Source organism: Ruminococcus flavefaciens (assembly GCF_900119075.1).
GTDB lineage: Bacteria > Bacillota > Clostridia > Oscillospirales > Ruminococcaceae > Ruminococcus > Ruminococcus flavefaciens_Q.
On record NZ_FPIP01000001.1, the window covers coordinates 243,830 to 261,611 of the forward strand.

17 protein-coding genes and 1 tRNA gene are annotated in these 17,782 nt (G+C 47.7%); 12 read left to right on the plus strand and 6 right to left on the minus strand.

Translation table 11 applies throughout. The features are described from left to right. The first annotated feature begins 17 nt into the window (after positions 1-17). The 7 genes from BT105_RS01035 to BT105_RS01065 are packed head-to-tail and all read left to right on the plus strand — an operon-like array spanning position 18 to position 5,402. Entirely contained in the window at positions 18-959 is a 942-nt protein-coding gene (locus tag BT105_RS01035) for a hypothetical protein (RefSeq protein ID WP_072298999.1), read from the plus strand. A gap of 10 nt (positions 960-969) precedes the next feature. Next, positions 970-1,407, plus strand: a complete 438-nt coding sequence (locus BT105_RS01040; RefSeq protein WP_072299000.1) for a GerW family sporulation protein — start codon at positions 970-972, stop codon at positions 1,405-1,407. Positions 1,408-1,466: 59 nt separating this feature from the next. Next, on the plus strand, positions 1,467-2,615 hold the full coding sequence (locus BT105_RS01045; protein WP_072299001.1) for a D-alanyl-D-alanine carboxypeptidase family protein: 1,149 nt from the start codon (positions 1,467-1,469) through the stop codon (positions 2,613-2,615). Between the two features lie 13 nt (positions 2,616-2,628). Beyond that, the gene (locus BT105_RS01050) at positions 2,629-3,360 is read left to right on the plus strand and encodes a pseudouridine synthase (RefSeq protein ID WP_072299002.1); all 732 of its coding nucleotides are present in this window, start codon (positions 2,629-2,631) and stop codon (positions 3,358-3,360) included. A 1-nt stretch (position 3,361) separates the two neighbouring features. Continuing rightward, positions 3,362-3,748 carry a hypothetical protein gene (locus BT105_RS01055; protein ID WP_072299003.1) on the plus strand — a complete coding sequence of 129 codons (387 nt, stop codon included), beginning with the start codon at positions 3,362-3,364 and terminating at the stop codon, positions 3,746-3,748. A gap of 15 nt (positions 3,749-3,763) precedes the next feature. Then, the gene (gene metA, locus BT105_RS01060; RefSeq protein ID WP_072299004.1) at positions 3,764-4,711 is read left to right on the plus strand and encodes a homoserine O-acetyltransferase MetA; all 948 of its coding nucleotides are present in this window, start codon (positions 3,764-3,766) and stop codon (positions 4,709-4,711) included. Between the two features lie 13 nt (positions 4,712-4,724). Beyond that, positions 4,725-5,402 carry a DUF4190 domain-containing protein gene (locus BT105_RS01065; RefSeq protein WP_072299005.1) on the plus strand — a complete coding sequence of 226 codons (678 nt, stop codon included), beginning with the start codon at positions 4,725-4,727 and terminating at the stop codon, positions 5,400-5,402. Positions 5,403-5,421: 19 nt separating this feature from the next. Here the strand turns inward: BT105_RS01065 and BT105_RS01070 are convergent, their stop codons facing one another. Beyond that, positions 5,422-6,360, minus strand: a complete 939-nt coding sequence (locus BT105_RS01070; protein ID WP_242940060.1) for a polysaccharide deacetylase family protein — start codon at positions 6,358-6,360, stop codon at positions 5,422-5,424. Positions 6,361-6,415: 55 nt separating this feature from the next. On the opposite strand from BT105_RS01070, the gene spoIIP reads away from it, so the two are divergent. Together spoIIP and BT105_RS01080 are read left to right on the plus strand one after the other, a co-directional pair. After that, entirely contained in the window at positions 6,416-7,576 is a 1,161-nt protein-coding gene (gene spoIIP, locus BT105_RS01075; RefSeq protein WP_072299007.1) for a stage II sporulation protein P, read from the plus strand. A 1-nt stretch (position 7,577) separates the two neighbouring features. Continuing rightward, positions 7,578-7,877 carry a hypothetical protein gene (locus BT105_RS01080; protein ID WP_072299008.1) on the plus strand — a complete coding sequence of 100 codons (300 nt, stop codon included), beginning with the start codon at positions 7,578-7,580 and terminating at the stop codon, positions 7,875-7,877. On the opposite strand, the gene BT105_RS01085 is transcribed toward BT105_RS01080, so the two are convergent. Next, a complete protein-coding gene (locus tag BT105_RS01085) occupies positions 7,866-8,417 on the minus strand; it encodes a hypothetical protein (RefSeq protein ID WP_028514813.1) in 552 nt (183 codons plus the stop codon). The genes BT105_RS01080 and BT105_RS01085 overlap by 12 nt on opposite strands. Before the next feature lie 93 nt (positions 8,418-8,510). Here BT105_RS01085 and BT105_RS01090 point away from each other — a divergent pair. Beyond that, a tRNA-Arg gene (locus BT105_RS01090) sits at positions 8,511-8,582 on the plus strand. Positions 8,583-8,685: 103 nt separating this feature from the next. Here BT105_RS01090 and BT105_RS01095 read toward each other — a convergent pair. From BT105_RS01095 to BT105_RS01110, 4 genes are all read right to left on the minus strand, one after another. Next, complete coding sequence (locus BT105_RS01095; RefSeq protein WP_072299009.1) at positions 8,686-9,453, minus strand: ComEA family DNA-binding protein; 768 nt, start codon at positions 9,451-9,453, stop codon at positions 8,686-8,688. 106 nt (positions 9,454-9,559) lie between these two features. Beyond that, entirely contained in the window at positions 9,560-11,188 is a 1,629-nt protein-coding gene (locus tag BT105_RS01100) for a glycoside hydrolase family 36 protein (RefSeq protein ID WP_072299010.1), read from the minus strand. Further along, positions 11,181-12,569, minus strand: a complete 1,389-nt coding sequence (locus BT105_RS01105) for an MFS transporter (protein WP_072299011.1) — start codon at positions 12,567-12,569, stop codon at positions 11,181-11,183. Before BT105_RS01105 ends, BT105_RS01100 begins: the two co-directional genes overlap by 8 nt. Before the next feature lie 5 nt (positions 12,570-12,574). Continuing rightward, complete coding sequence (locus BT105_RS01110) at positions 12,575-13,222, minus strand: TetR/AcrR family transcriptional regulator (protein WP_072299012.1); 648 nt, start codon at positions 13,220-13,222, stop codon at positions 12,575-12,577. Positions 13,223-13,336: 114 nt separating this feature from the next. Here BT105_RS01110 and BT105_RS01115 point away from each other — a divergent pair, with 114 nt between their 5' ends. Both BT105_RS01115 and BT105_RS01125 read left to right on the plus strand, forming a co-directional pair. Beyond that, positions 13,337-14,791: a DUF6937 domain-containing protein gene (locus tag BT105_RS01115; protein WP_072299013.1), complete on the plus strand. Its 1,455-nt coding sequence runs from the start codon at positions 13,337-13,339 to the stop codon at positions 14,789-14,791. Between the two features lie 209 nt (positions 14,792-15,000). Then, the gene (locus tag BT105_RS01125) at positions 15,001-17,610 is read left to right on the plus strand and encodes a glycoside hydrolase family 11 protein (RefSeq protein ID WP_242940061.1); all 2,610 of its coding nucleotides are present in this window, start codon (positions 15,001-15,003) and stop codon (positions 17,608-17,610) included. Positions 17,611-17,782 lie beyond the last annotated feature (172 nt).

Here is a 17,782-nt window from a genome sequence, read left to right on the forward strand (position 1 = left end):
GTAAAGGAGCGGCAGGAATGATAATTCTAAAAATTCTGCTGTATATACTTCTTGCCGTATTGGCTTTGATATTAGTCGTGCTCATAACTCCTGCAGGAGGAGAGTTCAGCTATATCGACGGCAAATTCAGATATAAGGTCAAGCTTTGGATAATAAACCTTATGGATTCAGAGGGCGGAGGTCTTTACGGCTGGTGGAAAAAGCGCAAAGCCAATAAGAAAGATAAGCCGAAGAAGCCCAAAAAAGAAAAAAAGCCCAAGCCTGTAAAGGAAAAAAAGTCCAAAAAGAAGAAAAAACAGCGCGAAAAGTACGAATGGGAAAAGGAACTGGACGATATCCCCGTAAACGATCCCGAGGCGGATATGGTGCCTGCGGTCACGGAGGATACAGACAGCGGAGCCCATACGGAAACTGCTGAAAACAGTTCTTCGGGAGTTACGGCTCATACCGATGAAGCTCCTAAGGAAGACGATAAAAAGAAAAAAGACGAAGCCGACGACGATCCATTCGAGTCAGATGATGACGATAAGGAAAATGACGAGGAAAAGAAGTCCCTCAGCGACAAGGTTGAGTTCCTTGTGGGAATATGGGAGAGCGCTCAGCGCCCCATGCTGAAAATATTCAAGGGCTTCAAGCTCAAGGACTTCTACATCGACTTCATAATCGCCGACGAGGACGCTTACGACTGCGCCCTCAAATACGGAAGATATTCTACTCTGATATTTAACGGCATAGCGTTTTTCAGCCAGCTCTTTACCGTAAGGCTGAAAACTATAGATGTACGTCCGCAGTTCGGCGCAGCAAAGGGACGCTGGGACACATCCGGAAAGCTTTCTTTCCGACTCGGTACAGCAGTCATCGCAGGAGCATGGTTCCTGCTGACATATATTTTCAGGACATTTATCCCTGATAAGCTCAGAAAACGCAAAATGAAAAAATCAGCCGCAAGGCAGAAGTGAGGTATATACAATGAGTGCAAAAAACACACCTGTAAGCGAACTTTTAGGAATTTCTATCGAGAAGATCAAGGAAATGGCTGACGTCAAAGCTATTATCGGCGAGCCTATAAAGCTCCCCGACGGCACAACTATCATTCCCGTTTCCAAGGTAAGCTACGGCTTTGCTTCGGGCGGCTCAGACCTGCCTTCAAAGTACGATAAGGACCTTTTCGGCGGCGGAGCAGGAGCAGGCGTTTCCATAAAGCCCGAGGGATTCCTCGTTATCTCTCCTGACGGCTCTGCTAAAATGGTCAATATGGAGGGCTCTAACGATCCTATCAGCAACGCTATCGAGAAGATGCCTGCAATTATCGACAAGGTAAGCGGCTTCATCAACAAGAAAAAGAACGGCGGCGCAACTGAGATAAGCGACGGCGGTATCACAGACGAATCCGTGCCTCTTAACTGAGAATAAAAGCTGATATATCGGCATATCCTTTAGCATAGCTTTTGTGCGGAGGTGTGCCTGTGAAAAGGTCAATTGCAGTTTTTTCGTCATTTATCATATTTTGCGGTACTCTTGGCGGTCTGAACGCCCATGGAGCTGAACCGCCTGAAATATCGGCAAAGGCGGCTGTAGTCATCTCTGCTGATACGGGAGAGGTCATATATGCTCATAATGCCGCAGAGAAGCTCCCCATAGCGAGCACGACCAAGATAATGACAACTCTGCTGTGCCTTGAAAGCGGCGGGCTTTACGATGAATTTATAGTGGACAGCGAAGCCATAAAGGTTGAGGGCTCGTCCATGGGACTTCGTGAGGGCGATACCGTCACAAAGTATGCTCTTTGCTGCGGTATGCTCCTTCCGTCGGGAAATGACGCTGCTAATGCGGCGGCTGTGAAGATTTCGGGAAGTATCGAAAAATTCGCAGAGCTTATGAACAAACGCGCCCGTGAAATGGGACTTTCCAAGACCTATTTCGTTACGCCCTCGGGACTTGAGGGAGAGGGGCACGGCTCATCGGCTGCGGATATGGCTCTGCTTGCCCGTGAAGCTCTGAAAAACGATATCTTCCGCGAGATATGCTCACAGACAAGTCTTAAGCTGAGATTCGGGGATCCTCCATATGAGCGGTGGCTGAAAAACACCAATAAGCTGCTGACCATGTATGACGGAGTCTACGGCGTAAAAACGGGATTTACCGATGAAGCAGGACGGTGTCTTGTATCAGCCTGTGAGCGTGACGGAAAAGACCTTATCTGCGTGACGCTAAATGACCGCAACGACTGGAACGATCATATGGCGCTTTATGACTATGGCTTTCAGACCGCAAGAACTCAGGAAGTTCCGCTACCTGCGGATATTTCCGCAGATATAGTGGGCGGAAGCAGTGAAAAGCTTCATCTTTCAGCCAAAGAGAGCACCATTTCCGTGACTACAGCGGCTGGTGATATCAGCGACTTTGAATTCACGGTCATTGGTCAGCCTTTTCTGTACGCTCCCATAAATGCAGGAGAAGAAGCAGGAAAGCTCCGTGTAAGCTTCATGGGACGCGAGGTGGAAACAGTCCCCTTATATGCCGACGAGGATATAGCCTTTGAAAAAAAGTGTGCGGACAGGAAAAGCCTGTTTGCGAAAATAAAAGAAAATCTCGGGAGATTTTTCTCCCCTTAAGGATAGGATTACAGTGGAAAAAATAAGAATTCAGAAAATGATAGCCGACTGTGGAGTTTGCTCACGCAGAAAGGCTGAGGAGCTCATAACCAAGGGCAGGGTAAAGCTCAACGGTCACCCCGTAAAGCTGGGAGACAAGTGCGGCTTCAAGGACATTATCACCGTTGACGGTGAGCGTATTGCCATGCCGCGCAAGAGGAGCTTCGTTTACCTTATGATGAACAAGCCCAGAGGCTATGTTACTACGGTTTCCGACGAGCTTGACAGACGCTGCGTCATGGACCTCCTTGAAGATGTCGAGGAGCGCGTTTATCCTGTCGGACGTCTTGACAGGAACTCCGAGGGACTTCTCCTCTTTACAAATGACGGTGAATTTGCCAACAGCATAATGCACCCGAGCAGACATATTTCCAAGACCTACCGCGTAACTGTACGCCCCGACATCACTGACGAGCAGCTTGTAAGGCTGTCCGAGGGCGTTGAGATAGACGGCAGAAAAACTATGCCTGCTACGGTAGTTGTCAAGGACAAGGCTGAGGGCAGGGTAGTTCTGCTCATGACTATAAAAGAGGGCAGAAACCGCCAGATCCGTAAGATGTGCGAGGCTGTGGGACTGGAAGTTGCAAGACTTCGCCGTATCAGCATAGGACCTCTTAAACTGGGTATGCTGAAGCCGGGTACCTACCGCGAGCTTACTGCCGAGGAACTTCGTGCTATACGAAACGCTATCGGCAAGGAGAAGTAATATGCTGGAGATACAGGAAAGGTTCGACACTGTCGGCTACGAGAAGCTCTCGGAGCGTTCAGGCAGTGCTGAGCTCCATATTACCGAGGCTCTGGACAGGGGAGAAGTAATAGGCTTCATCGCCTATTCCTACGGAGCTGAAAGGACTGTGGTCTACGACTATGACGATGGCGGAGACCTTATGCTCTGCGACGGAATGGTGCGCTCGGTCATGCTGAAAAGCGTTCTAAAGGGCATAAAGCATATGCTTTTCGAGCTCTCCGACGACAGCAAGTTCGACAATCTTAAAAAGCTCCGCTTCATAAGCGGAGACAGCAGACAGTGCGGCGACCTTGACAGCTTTATGAATGGCTGTCAGAGCTGCAAGAATAAGAAAGATAATGTATGAAAGGAAGGATTTTGAATGCCGATAAGGATCTCGTCAGAGCTGCCAGCATTCAAGACTCTTGGAGAAGAAAATATCTTCGTAATGTCCAAGGAAAGGGCGGAGCATCAGGATATCCGTCCGCTTAAGGTCATTATACTCAATATAATGCCCAAAAAAATAGAGACCGAGAGCCAGCTCATGAGACTGCTCAGTAATACGCCTTTACAGGTGGACGTTGAGCTTCTGCAAATGGCTTCTCATGTTTCGAGAAATACATCAAGTCATCATCTGGATTCTTTCTACAAGACCTTTGATGAGATAAGCGACAACCGCTACGACGGAATGATAATCACAGGCGCTCCCGTGGAGCTTCTTGACTTCGAGCAGGTGGATTACTGGAAGGAAATAACCAATATCATGGAGTGGTCAAAGACTCATGTTTTCTCCACTATCTATATCTGCTGGGCGGCTCAGGCAGGACTTTACTATCATTACGGTATCCCGAAATATACTCTCGACCAGAAGATGTTCGGTATTTTCCCTCACAGGGCTGAGGTAAGCAACTGTCAGCTCCTGAGAGGCTTCGACGATATATTCTATGTTCCTCATTCACGCAATACCGAGGTTCGCAGAGAGGATATAGAGCGTATACCACAGCTTGAGATACTGACCTCGTCGGAGATATCTGGAGTTCACATCGTTGCAAATAAAAACGGCAGGCAGTACTTCATCACAGGTCACTCCGAGTATGACAGGGATACTATCGCCAACGAGTACAGGAGAGATGTGGAAAAGGGCATTGATATACAGATACCCTATAATTATTTCCCGAATGACGATCCCAATAATATGCCTGTATTCTCATGGAGATGCACTGCAAACCTTATGTTCTCGAACTGGCTGAATTACTGCGTATATCAGAAAACTCCCTATAATCTTGAGGAGCTTGAAGTCCGCAACTGGAACTGGGAGACAAGTCTGTAAAGGAGAAGTTTAAATGGACAATAATTACGGAAATAACCAATATAATAACGGCTATAACAACAACGGATACAATAACGGATACAATAACAACGGCAACGGCGGCGGATATCAGAACAATAATCAGTACGGCAATTATAACAGCAATTATAATATGCCCCGTGACGAGCGCAAGGGCGGCGGATTTGCTATCGCTTCCTTTGTTATGGCGCTTGTCAATATCATACCATGCTGCACCTGCCTTAGCATAATCACAGTTCCCCTTTGTATCATTTTTGCTATCATATCCCTTGTGCAGAAGAGAAAGGGCACAGCCTTTGCTATAATCGGTATCGTGCTTTCGGTGCTTGCAGGAATATTCTTTGCGTATTACGGCTTTATCATGTACAAGATAATGCCTGACGCTATGTACTTCGCAGAGCACCAGCAGCAGATTACAGAGGATTACGACAGAGACGGCACTATTCCCGAAAGATTCGAGAAGTACCGCGATCCTAAGTACGATAAGTACTGGAAGAACAGCGGCTACGACAGCTTTGATGAATTCTTCGGCAAGGAGATAATCGAGAAGAACCGCTACAGAATTGGTTCATCGTCATCTTCACGTTCTTCATCAAGAAGCTCATCGTCGAGAAAGTCCTCAGGCGGAAGTATAGACGACCTGACGCTGACATTTTTGCCCGTTTTTGCATAGTAAACACTGCTCCCCGATATTACACGGGGAGCTCTTTTGTTATCCGTTCCATGTATTCCTCAGTGGTGAGAAGACCGCTCCTGTTATAGCGGAATATACCGTATAGACAGTCAGGCTTGCGGGTGATAGTGTTCATGCCCTCACGGCAGGTGAGAGTCATGAGTATGCCGCTGTCACGGAGCACAGGCAGGCTCTCCTTGCTGAGAGCTCCGAAAGGATAGGCAAATACCGCAGGCACAATGCCGCAGTTATCGTGAAGCTCGGTTTTCAGCAGTCCTATATCTGTGCGAAGAATTGATGTGTAATCATCATTGCTTTCCTCGGGGAGCTTAGCGCAGCCCTGCCGCAGTCCGTTTCGGGAATGCATATCGTAGGTGTGGCTGCCTATCTCAACGCGCCCCGAGGCGGCAAGCTCCGAGATATCCGCCCATGTGAGATAAGAGTAGCAGTCCGCATGAGGATCGGCGGCTGCATAATCGTCGGTATATCTGCCAACAATAGATACAACGGCACACATATCATGCTTTTTGAGAAGCGGCAGGGCAATTGACAGATTATTGTAAAAGCCGTCGTCAAAGGTTATGAGCACGGGCTTTTTCGGCAGGCTGCCCTTGCCGTTGGTGTAGTCAATGAGCTGCTGTGCGCTGACTGCCGTGAAGCCGTGAGATTCAAGCCATTCAAGGTCTGCGTCAAGCTGTGAGGGAGAGACTATGTAGTCCGCAGGGGGCTTTTCGCATACGCTGTGGTACATTATCACAGGGAGCGACACGGGAGCTTCGCGGCTTTTTTCGGCAGCTGCAAGGGAAAGCCGTGAGCCGATGACAAAAAAGCTGACGATAAGTGCAGCTGTAAAAATATGGCGCATAAGCCTGCCGAGCCGCAGACATCTGTACATGAATATCACCTCTCTGCATAATATGCCGAAAAAGTGCGGAAAATGACCGTAATTTACGGACATACTCGCGCCGATAGGAGAATATACTTATCTCAGATGAAAAAAGTGAGGTGAGTGTATGAAACGCCATAAGCGCAGAAGAAAAAGCGGTACTGTAAGGTGCATAGCGGCTGTAATGCTGCCTGTTGCGGCGGCAGCAGCAGTTCACGGAGCATTCGGCATTAGAGACAGCTTCTTTTCGTCAAAGGAGCTGATAACTCATACGGAAACTGCGGCAGCTCCACATAAAGCAGACAGCGAAACTATCAGCCGTATCGTCCGTGAAGACGAGCTTCTGGAGGGGAAGATGACTCTTTCGGTGGGCTACGGAGTGTGCGATGAAAAGGCTGAGAATCAGGAGTATCTGCGCCTGCCCGATCCGAGAGACACCCGTGCCGATGACGCAGGCGCAAAGCCCTACCCCAAGAGCTGGGGCAGTGACGGTGAGATAATACGCACGACCTACGGCGAATACAGCGGCAACTCCTTTTTTGACTTGGAGGGCGGCGGACAGGTCAACAACAAGACCGATATCCCCAACGAAACTCTTATGCAGGAGAGCGGCTATCTCCCCAATTTCACGGTAAAGGATACCGATGAACCGCTGGTGCTGATATATCACACTCATACTACCGAGAGCTTTGAGCCCTATGTCCGCGATAATTACGATACATCATTCAACTACAGGACTACCGATCCGACGAAGAATGCTGTCATGGTTGGGGACGCCATACAGGCGGAGCTTGAAGCGCAGGGGATAGGCGTTATCCATGCAAGGGAGATACACGATTATCCCTCTTATAACGGCTCATACGGCAGAAGCCGCGATACTATAACGCCGATTCTGGAGCAGTACCCGAGTATAAAGGTAGTTCTCGATATTCACAGGGACGCTATCGGCGGTGACGGAGTTGCCTATCAGCCGTTTATCGAAGTGGACGGCAAAGAAGCGGCGCAGATAATGATAATATCGGGCTGTGACGACGGCACTCTCGGTATGCCGAATTATATGGAGAATTTCCACTTTGCCTGCGCTCTGCAAAGCAAGCTGGAGTCCGACCACAAGGGCTTTACCCGTCCCATATTATTCGATTACAGGCATTATAATCAGGACCTTACCAATGGAAGTCTCCTCATAGAGGTAGGCTCTCACGGCAATACTCTGGGACAGGTGCAGTTTGCGGGACAGCTTTTCGGCAGGTCGCTGGGACAGCTTCTCAATTCCATGAAAAGGAGATAATATGCGCAGAAAAAATAAAAACACCGCCCTCAAAGCAGTTTTTTTATATCTGCTTCTGAGCGGCGGCTCATGGATGTTTATCAATTGTTATGCCAATTCCTACAACAGGCTCAGCGGTGAAGATATCCGACCTGCGGGAGCTGTAATAAGCGGCGGACAAGCCTCGGTTGAGCTTCTTGACCACAGCGCTAAGTTCAGCATATCGGGGATAGCTCCTGAAAGCAAGGCTTACTGCGGAGCTTATCTTCTCTCACCTGACGAGGTGAGAACGGCGGCTTATATCATATCATTATGTATATAGCTTGGATTGCCTTGTATAGTAGAAAGTGTTCAGCTCGCCTGTATAGATAAGGTCTGCACCCGGGAAACTCCTGAAATCATCAGGTTTATATAGGCTGAACGCCTTTTCCAGCGGTATTCCTATCTTATCCATTGTGTAGGCTACGAACTGCGAACAGACGAAGCTCCGCTCGCGTTTCCATTCGATATTGAAGTAAACTGCAAGGAGACCGAGCAGATTATACGAATACACCTTGCGGTATTCTTCAAAATGGTGGATTATCTTGTTATATGCTTCCTTTTGTTCGTCAGTAACGCTGATGCGATATATCTCACATGGTATATTGTGGTACTGTCCCAGTGTGCCCTGACCGACTATTTCCTTGTTAAAGGTAGCAGGAAGCGGAAAAGGACGGTAAGTACGGCAGAAGCTGTACATCTCGGAAAGTTCTATATCGCCTGAAAGAGAAACGTGATTATAAGGCTTTTTGGTGAAAAATTTGAAGAACCTTGCAGGTCTGGTGCCTGTTTGTGCAACTATCAAATAAATGTAGTTCCCCAAAACGTTCCCTCCTAATTTATTTTTTATAATTATAGCACAAATGCTTGCAAATTTCAAGAGTTTTTGATATAATATTATAGTATTATTATTTATGCGCCTGTAGCTCAGTGGATAGAGCATCCGCCTCCGACGCGGTGTGCGCTGGTTCGATTCCAGTCAGGCGTATCCGCACAGAGCCTGTGCGCCCAACTACGTTGGCGCTCGCAGGCTCGCTTACTTTTTATAAGAGGCTTACCCTGCTTACACATTAATGCCCCTTGATATCAGGTCAAGGGGCTTTTTCATCGTCTCCAATAGTTATATATTCCATAATTTCAGCGGCATCGCTTCGTGAAAGCCCGTCTATGAGCAGCAGCTCATATTCGTTACGGAATCCGCCTGCACGCTCTCTGAAATCTATTATCCTGTCAGCGATTTCCTCGTCCACATGAGGCAGAAGCGTCAGGATATCTCGCTCTGCGGTATTGATGTTAATGGGAGCAAGTTCTTCAAGAGTGGGAACGTGTTCCGTTTCCTGTTCAACATCGGGAGTGTCGCCGATGACAGGCTCTTCCTCTGGCTCATCATAAATCGGATCAATAACGTAGATATGGTCGCGGATATCAGCGAAAATGCTCTCGCCTATACCCTTTACGTTCATTATCTCCTCGATATTTCTGAAACCGCCGCTGTTTTCGCGGTAGCTTATTATTTCCTGCGCAAGGACTTCTCCAACGCCCTTAAGCTTTGTCAGTTCGTCAGCGCCGGCGGAATTGATATCAAGTCTGACAAATTCGGCAGTAGTCGGAACAGCTGTAGTCCTTGAAGTATGAGAAGTGGTTTTGCGTGTCGTAGTCTTTGATCTTGATGTGGTCGATGTCTTTGAAGTCTTTGTGTATTCTGTGGATATATCCTCTGTTCTTGGGATTATTGTTACAGTATTTCGTGTATTTTCAGGCTTATCCGTTACATAAAAGAAGAATATCACAGCGCCGATAACTGCGGCTGATAAAAGCATAAAGAGCAGATACTTTCTGATTGGATCATCTTTTTTCAAGGATATCACCTCTCTTATACTGCTTTTTTCGACAAAATGCGACAAAAAACGACAAATCGCGGCTATGGATACAGGCTGACTTTCCGTGGAAGGTCAGCCTGTTCTGTCACATATCGTAGCGTTTTATGTACTTCTTTTCGCCTATCCTGAATCTCAGGGTAAGGGTATCATCGTCAAGGTCGGCTGAAATTATTTCAGCGTCCCTTATTTTCAGTATTTTCGATAGCTCCTTTGTTTCTTCCTCAGTGTAGTCGAAGAAGTTATCGGAGGTAAAAAGCACGCTTCCCATGAGGGCATTGACCTCTGCAAGGCACTTTTTCTGCTCGGTTGAAAGGGAATTATTGCAGGGACGGAGCAGGAAAACGTCGGGATCGTTCAGGAAAGCCCGTCCGTCAAGCTGTCTGCGGAACACAGTGTTGAGGATAGTATTCCTTGTGCTGACGCGCTCGCGGTGCATTAGTCTCATGTGCGGCTTGTCGTTCCAGTCCAGACTTACATCACAGCCGATACGGCAGTATTCCACCTTGCCGAATGCCGAAGCAAGAGGAACTCCGCAGCCAAGTATCATGGCGTCTCCTGCACATTCGCGGAGGAAGTCCATAGCTTCAGCCATTATCTGTCCGCGAGTCTTGTCACGCCGCGGTACTATGCAGGCGGCATAGAGGAAGTCAAGCTTCAGAAGCTTGTAGCCCCATTCCTTGACTATGGTCTCAATAGCGTATTTGATGTACTCCCGAACCTCGGGATTATAGATATCCAGCGCATAGAAGCCGCTCCAGTTTGAGCCGCCCCTGACGTATTCCTGCTTGTCGTCAAGAAGCAGCCACTCCTTGTTATTGCGGAAAATATCGGAGCTTTCCTCACAGACGAATGGAGCAAGCCATATTCCGGGGATAAGACCTGCGGCGGTTATATCGTCGGCGGTCTTTTTCATGCCCTCGGGGAATTTTTTATCATCAACGGACAGCCAGTCTCCGACTGCGGTCTGCCAGCCGTCGTCTATCTGGAAAACGTCAGCCTTGCAGGTGAGAGCGTCCAGACCATTGAGGTCGTCAAGTATAGTTTTTTCATTTATATCCTGATAGTGGTTATACCAGCTTGTATAGCCGAAGATAGGCGTTGCAGCCCTTGGCTTTACTCCGAGCTCCGAGAAGTACCTGTCAAACACTTCTGCTTCGCCGCCCTCGGTGATAAGGAGCTTTATTGCGCACCATTCGCCGTTTATTGTAACGCCCGAACAGTCCTTTTTCAGGGAGACAAGTCCCTTGTCAACATGGGTGATGAGCTGTGTGAAGCCTGTATTTTCGGCAAGAGAGCCGATAAAGATATAGTTAGTATCATTACGGATATAGCCGTATGACCAGCCGTGCATATCGTCGCCGTAATCTGCGAAATTATAGTCGCCGTACTGTGAAAAGGCGTATTTTTCACGGATAGCGCAGGGAATATGTCCGATACCGCGCATTTTTCCGTCAACAGGACGTTCCACCGAATCTGTCCACGACTGATAGCCGTTTAGGAATATCTTATCGCTGTCCCTGAAGTCATATTCAAACTCCGCACACAGCTTCTGAATGGTTATTTCGTCATTTGCTTTGAGCTTTACGGTAAAAACATCGCCGTCGGTATTAATTTCAAGCTTCATGCGCTCGTTGCACACAGAGCTGGAGGTTATTGCCATAAAGTCGTTTTCGCCGTCATTATAAAGGAATTGCAGGGATTTGAATTTAAGCATTTTTCTGTCCTCCCTCGATACGGTCAATGACCTTCTTTTCGTTGTATTTGAGGAAAACTATTCCGCCAAGCAGGCAGAGACCTGCCGCTAACAGAGCTGTGAGGCGGTATCCGAGACCGTAGCCCGACTCGCCCTTTTCAACATCGCCGCCGATAAGAGCGATGCTTGTGAACATGAGCATTGCAAGGGACTGTCCCAGCTTGAATGCAAAGGTGCGTGCAGCATAGAACATACCCTGTCGGCTCTCGCCTGTGTCGAGCTTGTCTGCTTCTGATATATCAGCAACTACAGCCTGTGGGAGTATGCCCAGTATAGCCATTGGTATAGCTGCGAGAACAGCTATGATAACTCCGTATACAAATGGCGGTATAGCGAGGATACCAGCGGCTGCGGTAACGAGAAAAGCAAAGGAGAAGAAAAGGAACGCGAATGCTATGAGCTTCTTTTTGCCCAGCTTTTTTGAGAAGATGTTTACCAGCGGATAAAATGCCAGTGAAACAACTGTCATTATTGCAAACAGTGGGAAAGTCATGCCCGAATCAAGTCCAAGAAGAACGGTTATATAGAATGAAAGTCCTGTCTGGAACAGCGTCAGACCTACCCAGTAGAGGATATCAGAGCATACGAAAATGCGGAAGTCCTTGTTCTTGAATGTGGCAAGAAGCGAACTGAATGCTGAGCTCTTGCTGGGAGTGGTGTCTGCGTACTGATTTTCGTCGATAAGGAATGCAGGGACAAGCATACAGATAACAGCTACAGCCGCAAGTATAGCTATAGTTACGCGGTAGCTGTTTGCGTAGCCCATGCTTTCGAGGAACATACCTGCGATATTCGGAACGAGGTATGCAACGGCAGTGCCAAAGAAATAAGTAACCGAAATAAAAGTGGAAAGATTTATTCGTGCGTTCTGAGTGCTGCCCAGCTCGGGTATAAGAGCATTATAGGGAGTACAGTAGCAGGTCATGCAGAAGTAGAACATCATGGCGAATACAAAAAGAGTTGCTGCGTTTCCGAAGCTGCCTGCTTCAAAGGGTGATACGAACATGAGAACTGTTACTGCGCCAAAGGGGATAGCGGCAAAGCGCATAAAGGGGATACGTCTGCCCCATTTGTGCTTCAATGAGTCGGACTTTCCTGCAATAAGCGGATCGGTCACAGCGTCAAAGATACGTCCGAAGGCTGTGATGATACCGATAGCAGTTAGACCTATGAAAGTGCCCTTTGGTATGAACTGGAGCTGACCTTTTGCAAGCTCCTCCTGACTTGGCTGATAGAAGAATACGAGCCAGTTTGCGATGATTCCCGAAAGCAAAGACCAGCCAAGCTGACCTATTGCAAATATCCATAATATCTTGTTTGTTGCAACTTTTCTGTTCTCCATAAGGTTCACTCCTTTCTAAGGAAGAAAACGGCTGTCTCAATGATCGTCCCGAGCTCGTCAACAGCGTGAGAGAAGTCATCGCCCGGGAGAAGCTCCCCTTGAATGAGCTTCTTGCTGAGCTCCATAAGAGTGTGTGCGTAGGAAAGGTAAAATAATCGTATATTGGGTATCTCACGGACCGTACCGTCATACAGTCCCGTCAGATAGGCATTTTCAAAAACGGGGTAGAAGTTTATGATAGACTTCTCGTAGTTTTTCAGATCCTGCTTGGGGATATCACCTGACATGAGCATAAGGTCGAATTCCGAGAGAAGCTTCATGAATCCCGGGTGTGCCTCGTAGAGAACTATGAACATTCTCATCAGGTCATTGACCTGCTTTATGCCTGACTGAGCAAGAAAGACATCGGATTCAAAGATACCGCTGAACATCTTGTTGAGCTCGTTCCACATATAGGTCATGGCAGCGATAGTGATACCGTTTTTTGTGCCGAAATAGCGATAGAGAGTAGCTACGCCGACGCCGCTTTCCTTGGCGATATCGGTCATTTTTACAGACTCGATGCCGTTTTTGAGGAAGAGCTGAGCGCTGACTTCCACTGCTTTGTCGAATCGTTGATTTTTCAAATTATCCTGCGAAAATGCGTTTTCCACTTGACAAACCTCCTTTTTTGTGATAGACTATATATCAGATGATAGACGGTCTATCATTGTTAAAATAATTGTATCATATTTTACGCATTTTGTCAAGACCTTGGAGGTATTTTTATGGACAGATCAAAATTAATCTTTGGCAATGAAATATCCCGAAAAGCCTACAAAAAGGCAGTTAAGACAAAAGCAAAATTCATTGATAAATACGGCGACGATTCCGACGCTGTATACCACCTTGCCGAGGTTGAAGCTCCTGCGGTAGGAAAGCCGCTTGGAGTCCGCAAAATAGTCATCGGTAAGGAGAGCACCTGCAAGTTTGACGATAAGAGCCTTGTTATAGGCAATATCCGCATGGGCTTCGGACACTACAGGATATCCATGGCTATAGCTTCGGCAGCTCATGCTATGGGCTATACGCCTTATTGGTTCGACCTGCACTCATTCAAGGAGGCGTCCTGCGGCAAGATAATCGCCCAGCAGAATGAGCTGTATTCTCTTGGCTCACGTCTGTCTCAGCGCTTTTCGCTTTTCAACAAGATAGTATGGGAGCCTCTTAACAGCGAGGGCTTCCGCAAGCTGACCTATAACAGCTCCGACCAGAAAACAGCAGAGCTTATGACGGCTGTTTTCAAAGAGCTGCCAAAGGATATCCCTTATGTAGCAACTCATGTATGGCCCTCACAGGCGGCGATACACGCAGGGCTCACTCATGTGGTAAACGCTGTTCCCGACAACTGGCCCATGGCGCTCCACCTTTCCGAGGGAGCTGTCCATGCGGTACAGACTCCGTCCGCTTATCTCGGCTACAGAGCTCTCCGCGGAATGGACAAGAAGCGTCAGCTCAAGCCTATGCCCAAGGAGGCTATAGCTTACACAGGACATTTTATTGACCATGAGCTTGTAAGCAATATCGAGGCTGACTGTCAGAAACGTATCAACAGAGTGAACAGCAAAAAGCCTGTACGCTGGCTCATGTCCGTAGGCGGAGCAGGCGCACAGAAGGAGATATTCATCACTGTTATCCGAAAGCTTCTTCCTGCTATAAAGGCGAGAAAGGCTGTGCTTTTCATAAATGTGGGCGACCATTCAAAGGTATGGCATGAGCTTGTTGCCGCAGTTCCGCAGATGAAGCCGTTTCTTCACGAGCATTTCGACGATTTCGACGAGACCGCAAGCTTCTGCGAGGGAGCTTACAGCGGCGAAGTCAGCGGTATCCACGCTTTCTGTCATTCGGATATTTTTGCCGCAGTTTACTCCACAAATCTGCTTATGAGGTGCAGCGACGTTCTCATCACAAAGCCCAGTGAGCTGGCGTTTTACCCAATACCAAAGCTTATGATAAAGCGCGTTGGCGGTCATGAGGCATGGGGAGCTATCCGCGCTGCCGAGATAGGCGACGGTACATATGAGTGCTCGACGCCTGCGGAGACAGCTGCTATGATAGACATGATACAGCACGGCAGGGATATCATCGAAAAGATGTGCGGATACATTCTCGATGCCAAGAAAACAGGCATTTACAACGGAGCGTACCGCGCTGTTGAGCTTGCTGTGGGCAAAAATAAATAGTATTTACGACCGTGTTCATGTGCACCTTTGCATATGGACACGGTTTTGTATTTTTACACAAAACATCAAGATATCCGATGTGCAAAACGCTGAATTTCACGTTCAATCTTTGAAATGTCCACCATATATGTAAATTATAGGTTGTCATATTTTATTAGGTAAAGTATAATATGATTGGAGAAATTTGTATTTTTAAAGGAGTGATACTAATGAAACATTCAAATGTTTTGGGGAAAATGCTTTCTGCTGTAACAGCGTCTGCATTGCTGTTGGTAGGCAACACAGCTTTCCCCGAAATAGGCACAATGTCCGCTAAGGCTGCCGATGCGCAGGACAGAGGCAACATAGGCGGATATGACTACGAAATGTGGAATCAGAACGGCAAGGGACAGGCGTCAATGAAGCCCTCGGCAGGCTCATTTACCTGTTCATGGAGCAACATCGAGAACTTCCTCGCTCGTATGGGCAAGAATTACGACAGCAAGAAGCTCAATTACAAGGACATAGGCAATAATATCGTCCTTACCTACGATGTTGAGTATTCGCCGAGAGGAAATTCCTATATGTGCGTTTACGGCTGGACAAGAAAGCCTCTCATGGAGTACTACATCGTAGAGGGCTGGGGCAGCTGGAGACCTATCGCAGGTGACGCAGAGAGAAAAGGCACGGTAACTCTCGATGGAAATACCTATGACATTGCCAAGACAATGCGCTACAATCAGCCTTCACTTGACGGTACGCAGACATTCCCTCAGTACTGGAGCGTCCGTCAGACAAGCGGTTCAAGGGACAATGTTCAGAACAACATGAAGGGCACTATCCATGTTGGCAAGCACTTCGACGCTTGGGCTAAGGCAGGACTTGATATGTCGGGTACTCTCTATGAAGTATCTCTCAATATCGAGGGCTATAGGTCCAACGGCTCAGCTAACGTAAAGAGCGTAAGAGTTTACGAGAATTACGATGACGGCGGAGAGAATCCGGATCCCGGCACATCTGAGGAGCAGCCAAAGACAGCTGTAGAGCCTGATGAGAACGGCTACTACTTCAACGATACATTTGACAGCGGCGTTGGCGACTGGGCAGGAAGAGGTGCAGCCACAGTTGATACGACCACCTCTGAGAAGTTCGCAGGTACAGGCTCACTGAGCGTATCAGGCAGAACAGCTAACTGGAACGGCGCTGTAAAGGCTCTTGATACTTCAACATTCAAGCCAGGCGAGACCTACAGCTTTGCTGTAAATGCTATGTACAAGAGCGGCGGCTCTGAGGAGAAGTTCAAACTTACTCTTCAGTACAATGACGGTACAGGCGCACAGTACAGCGAGGTAGCTTCTGCTTCTACAACAGCAGGCGACTGGGTACAGCTTGCAAATCCGAGCTACACTATCCCTGCTGGCGCAACAGACCTCCAGCTTTATGTAGAGACAGTCGATACCGATATCGATTTCTATATTGACGAAGCAATAGGCGCAAAGAGCGGCACAGAGATAAAGGGCGCAGATGGTCCGAAGGTAGTTATCCTCGGTGATGCTAACTTCGACGGAGCTATAAATTCATTCGACCTTGTAGCAGCAAGAAAGGCTCTCCTTGCAGGCACTGCAAGCGGTTCAGACCTTAAAGCTGTTGATGTTGACCAGAACGGCAAGCTTGAAACAGCTGACCTTGTTCTTATCCAGTCCTTTGTTATCGGTAAGATAAGCGAATGGCCCGAGCCGCCAGAGCCCGAGAAGCCCGATTACGATACCTCCAAGTGGGATAACTACAAGGAGACAGCTTCGGCTCAGTATATCGACTTCTACAAGAGCTCAATAAAGCACATGGGCAACACATACCGACTCACCCAGAAGCTGGCAGCAGCTGAAAACGGCGAGTCTCTCACAGTAGCTTACCTCGGCGGTTCTATCACTGAGGGCAAGAACTACACAACACCTTTCTCCAATTACCTTAAGAATACCTTTGCAAAGGGCAGCTTCAAGGAGATAAACGCAGGTCTTTCAGGAACATCTTCCGTTGTAGGACTTGTCCGCAGCGAGAAGCAGATAGTCGAGCAGAAGCCTGACATCATCTTCCTCGAATTTTCAGTAAACGATCACGAGGATATCATGTACAAGAAGTGCTTTGAGAGCTGTATCAAGAAGTTCCTTGATATGCCTAACGAGCCTGCCGTTGGTATCGTTATCACACGTTCAAAGGGCGGCTTCTCAAGTCAGGCACAGATGTATCCTATCGGTAAGAACTTCGATATCCCTGTAATCAGCATGGACGACGCTCTTACAAAGGCATTCAACAGTAAATTCCTTCAGGCAAGCGACTACTACACAGACGAGTACCACCCACATCAGAAGGGCGGACAGCTTGTAGCAGATTGTATGGCTTACTATGTTCGTCAGGCTTTAAAGACTGAGAATCAGTCCGCAGGCTACACACAGCCTACAAAGTACGTTTACGGGGCAGAGTACGCTTCATGCGTAAATGTTGATCCGAAGACATTCACAAACTTCAATGCGGGTTCATGGAAGGCAGGAACAGGCTATAACTCACTGCCATACTCCTACACTCTTAATGGCGGAAGTCCTATGACATTCAAGACACAGGGTAAGGGCTTCATAGTTGTATTCAAGGCTAACAGCTCGGGTATGGGCAGCATCAATGTTACTGTAAACGGCAAGACTACCAAGATCAACGGCAACAAGCAGTACACATGGGGTGGTCCTGACGCAGAGCTCGGCTACTATCAGGATACTACAGGCGACCTTAACGTTTCTATCACCGGAAGCGGCAGCTTCACGATCTGGGGCATAGGTCTCATAAAGTAAAATTCAACATTAAAAGCTCCGACCTTGTGTCGGAGCTTTTTTGTGCCATAAGATACAATAAAGCACAAAAAACTATTGATTTTTGGGATAAAATAGTATAGAATAATAGTGATTAGTTATTAGTGATCAGTAGGGGACGGCGTCCTCGACGTCCCGAAAAAAGGAGTAAACA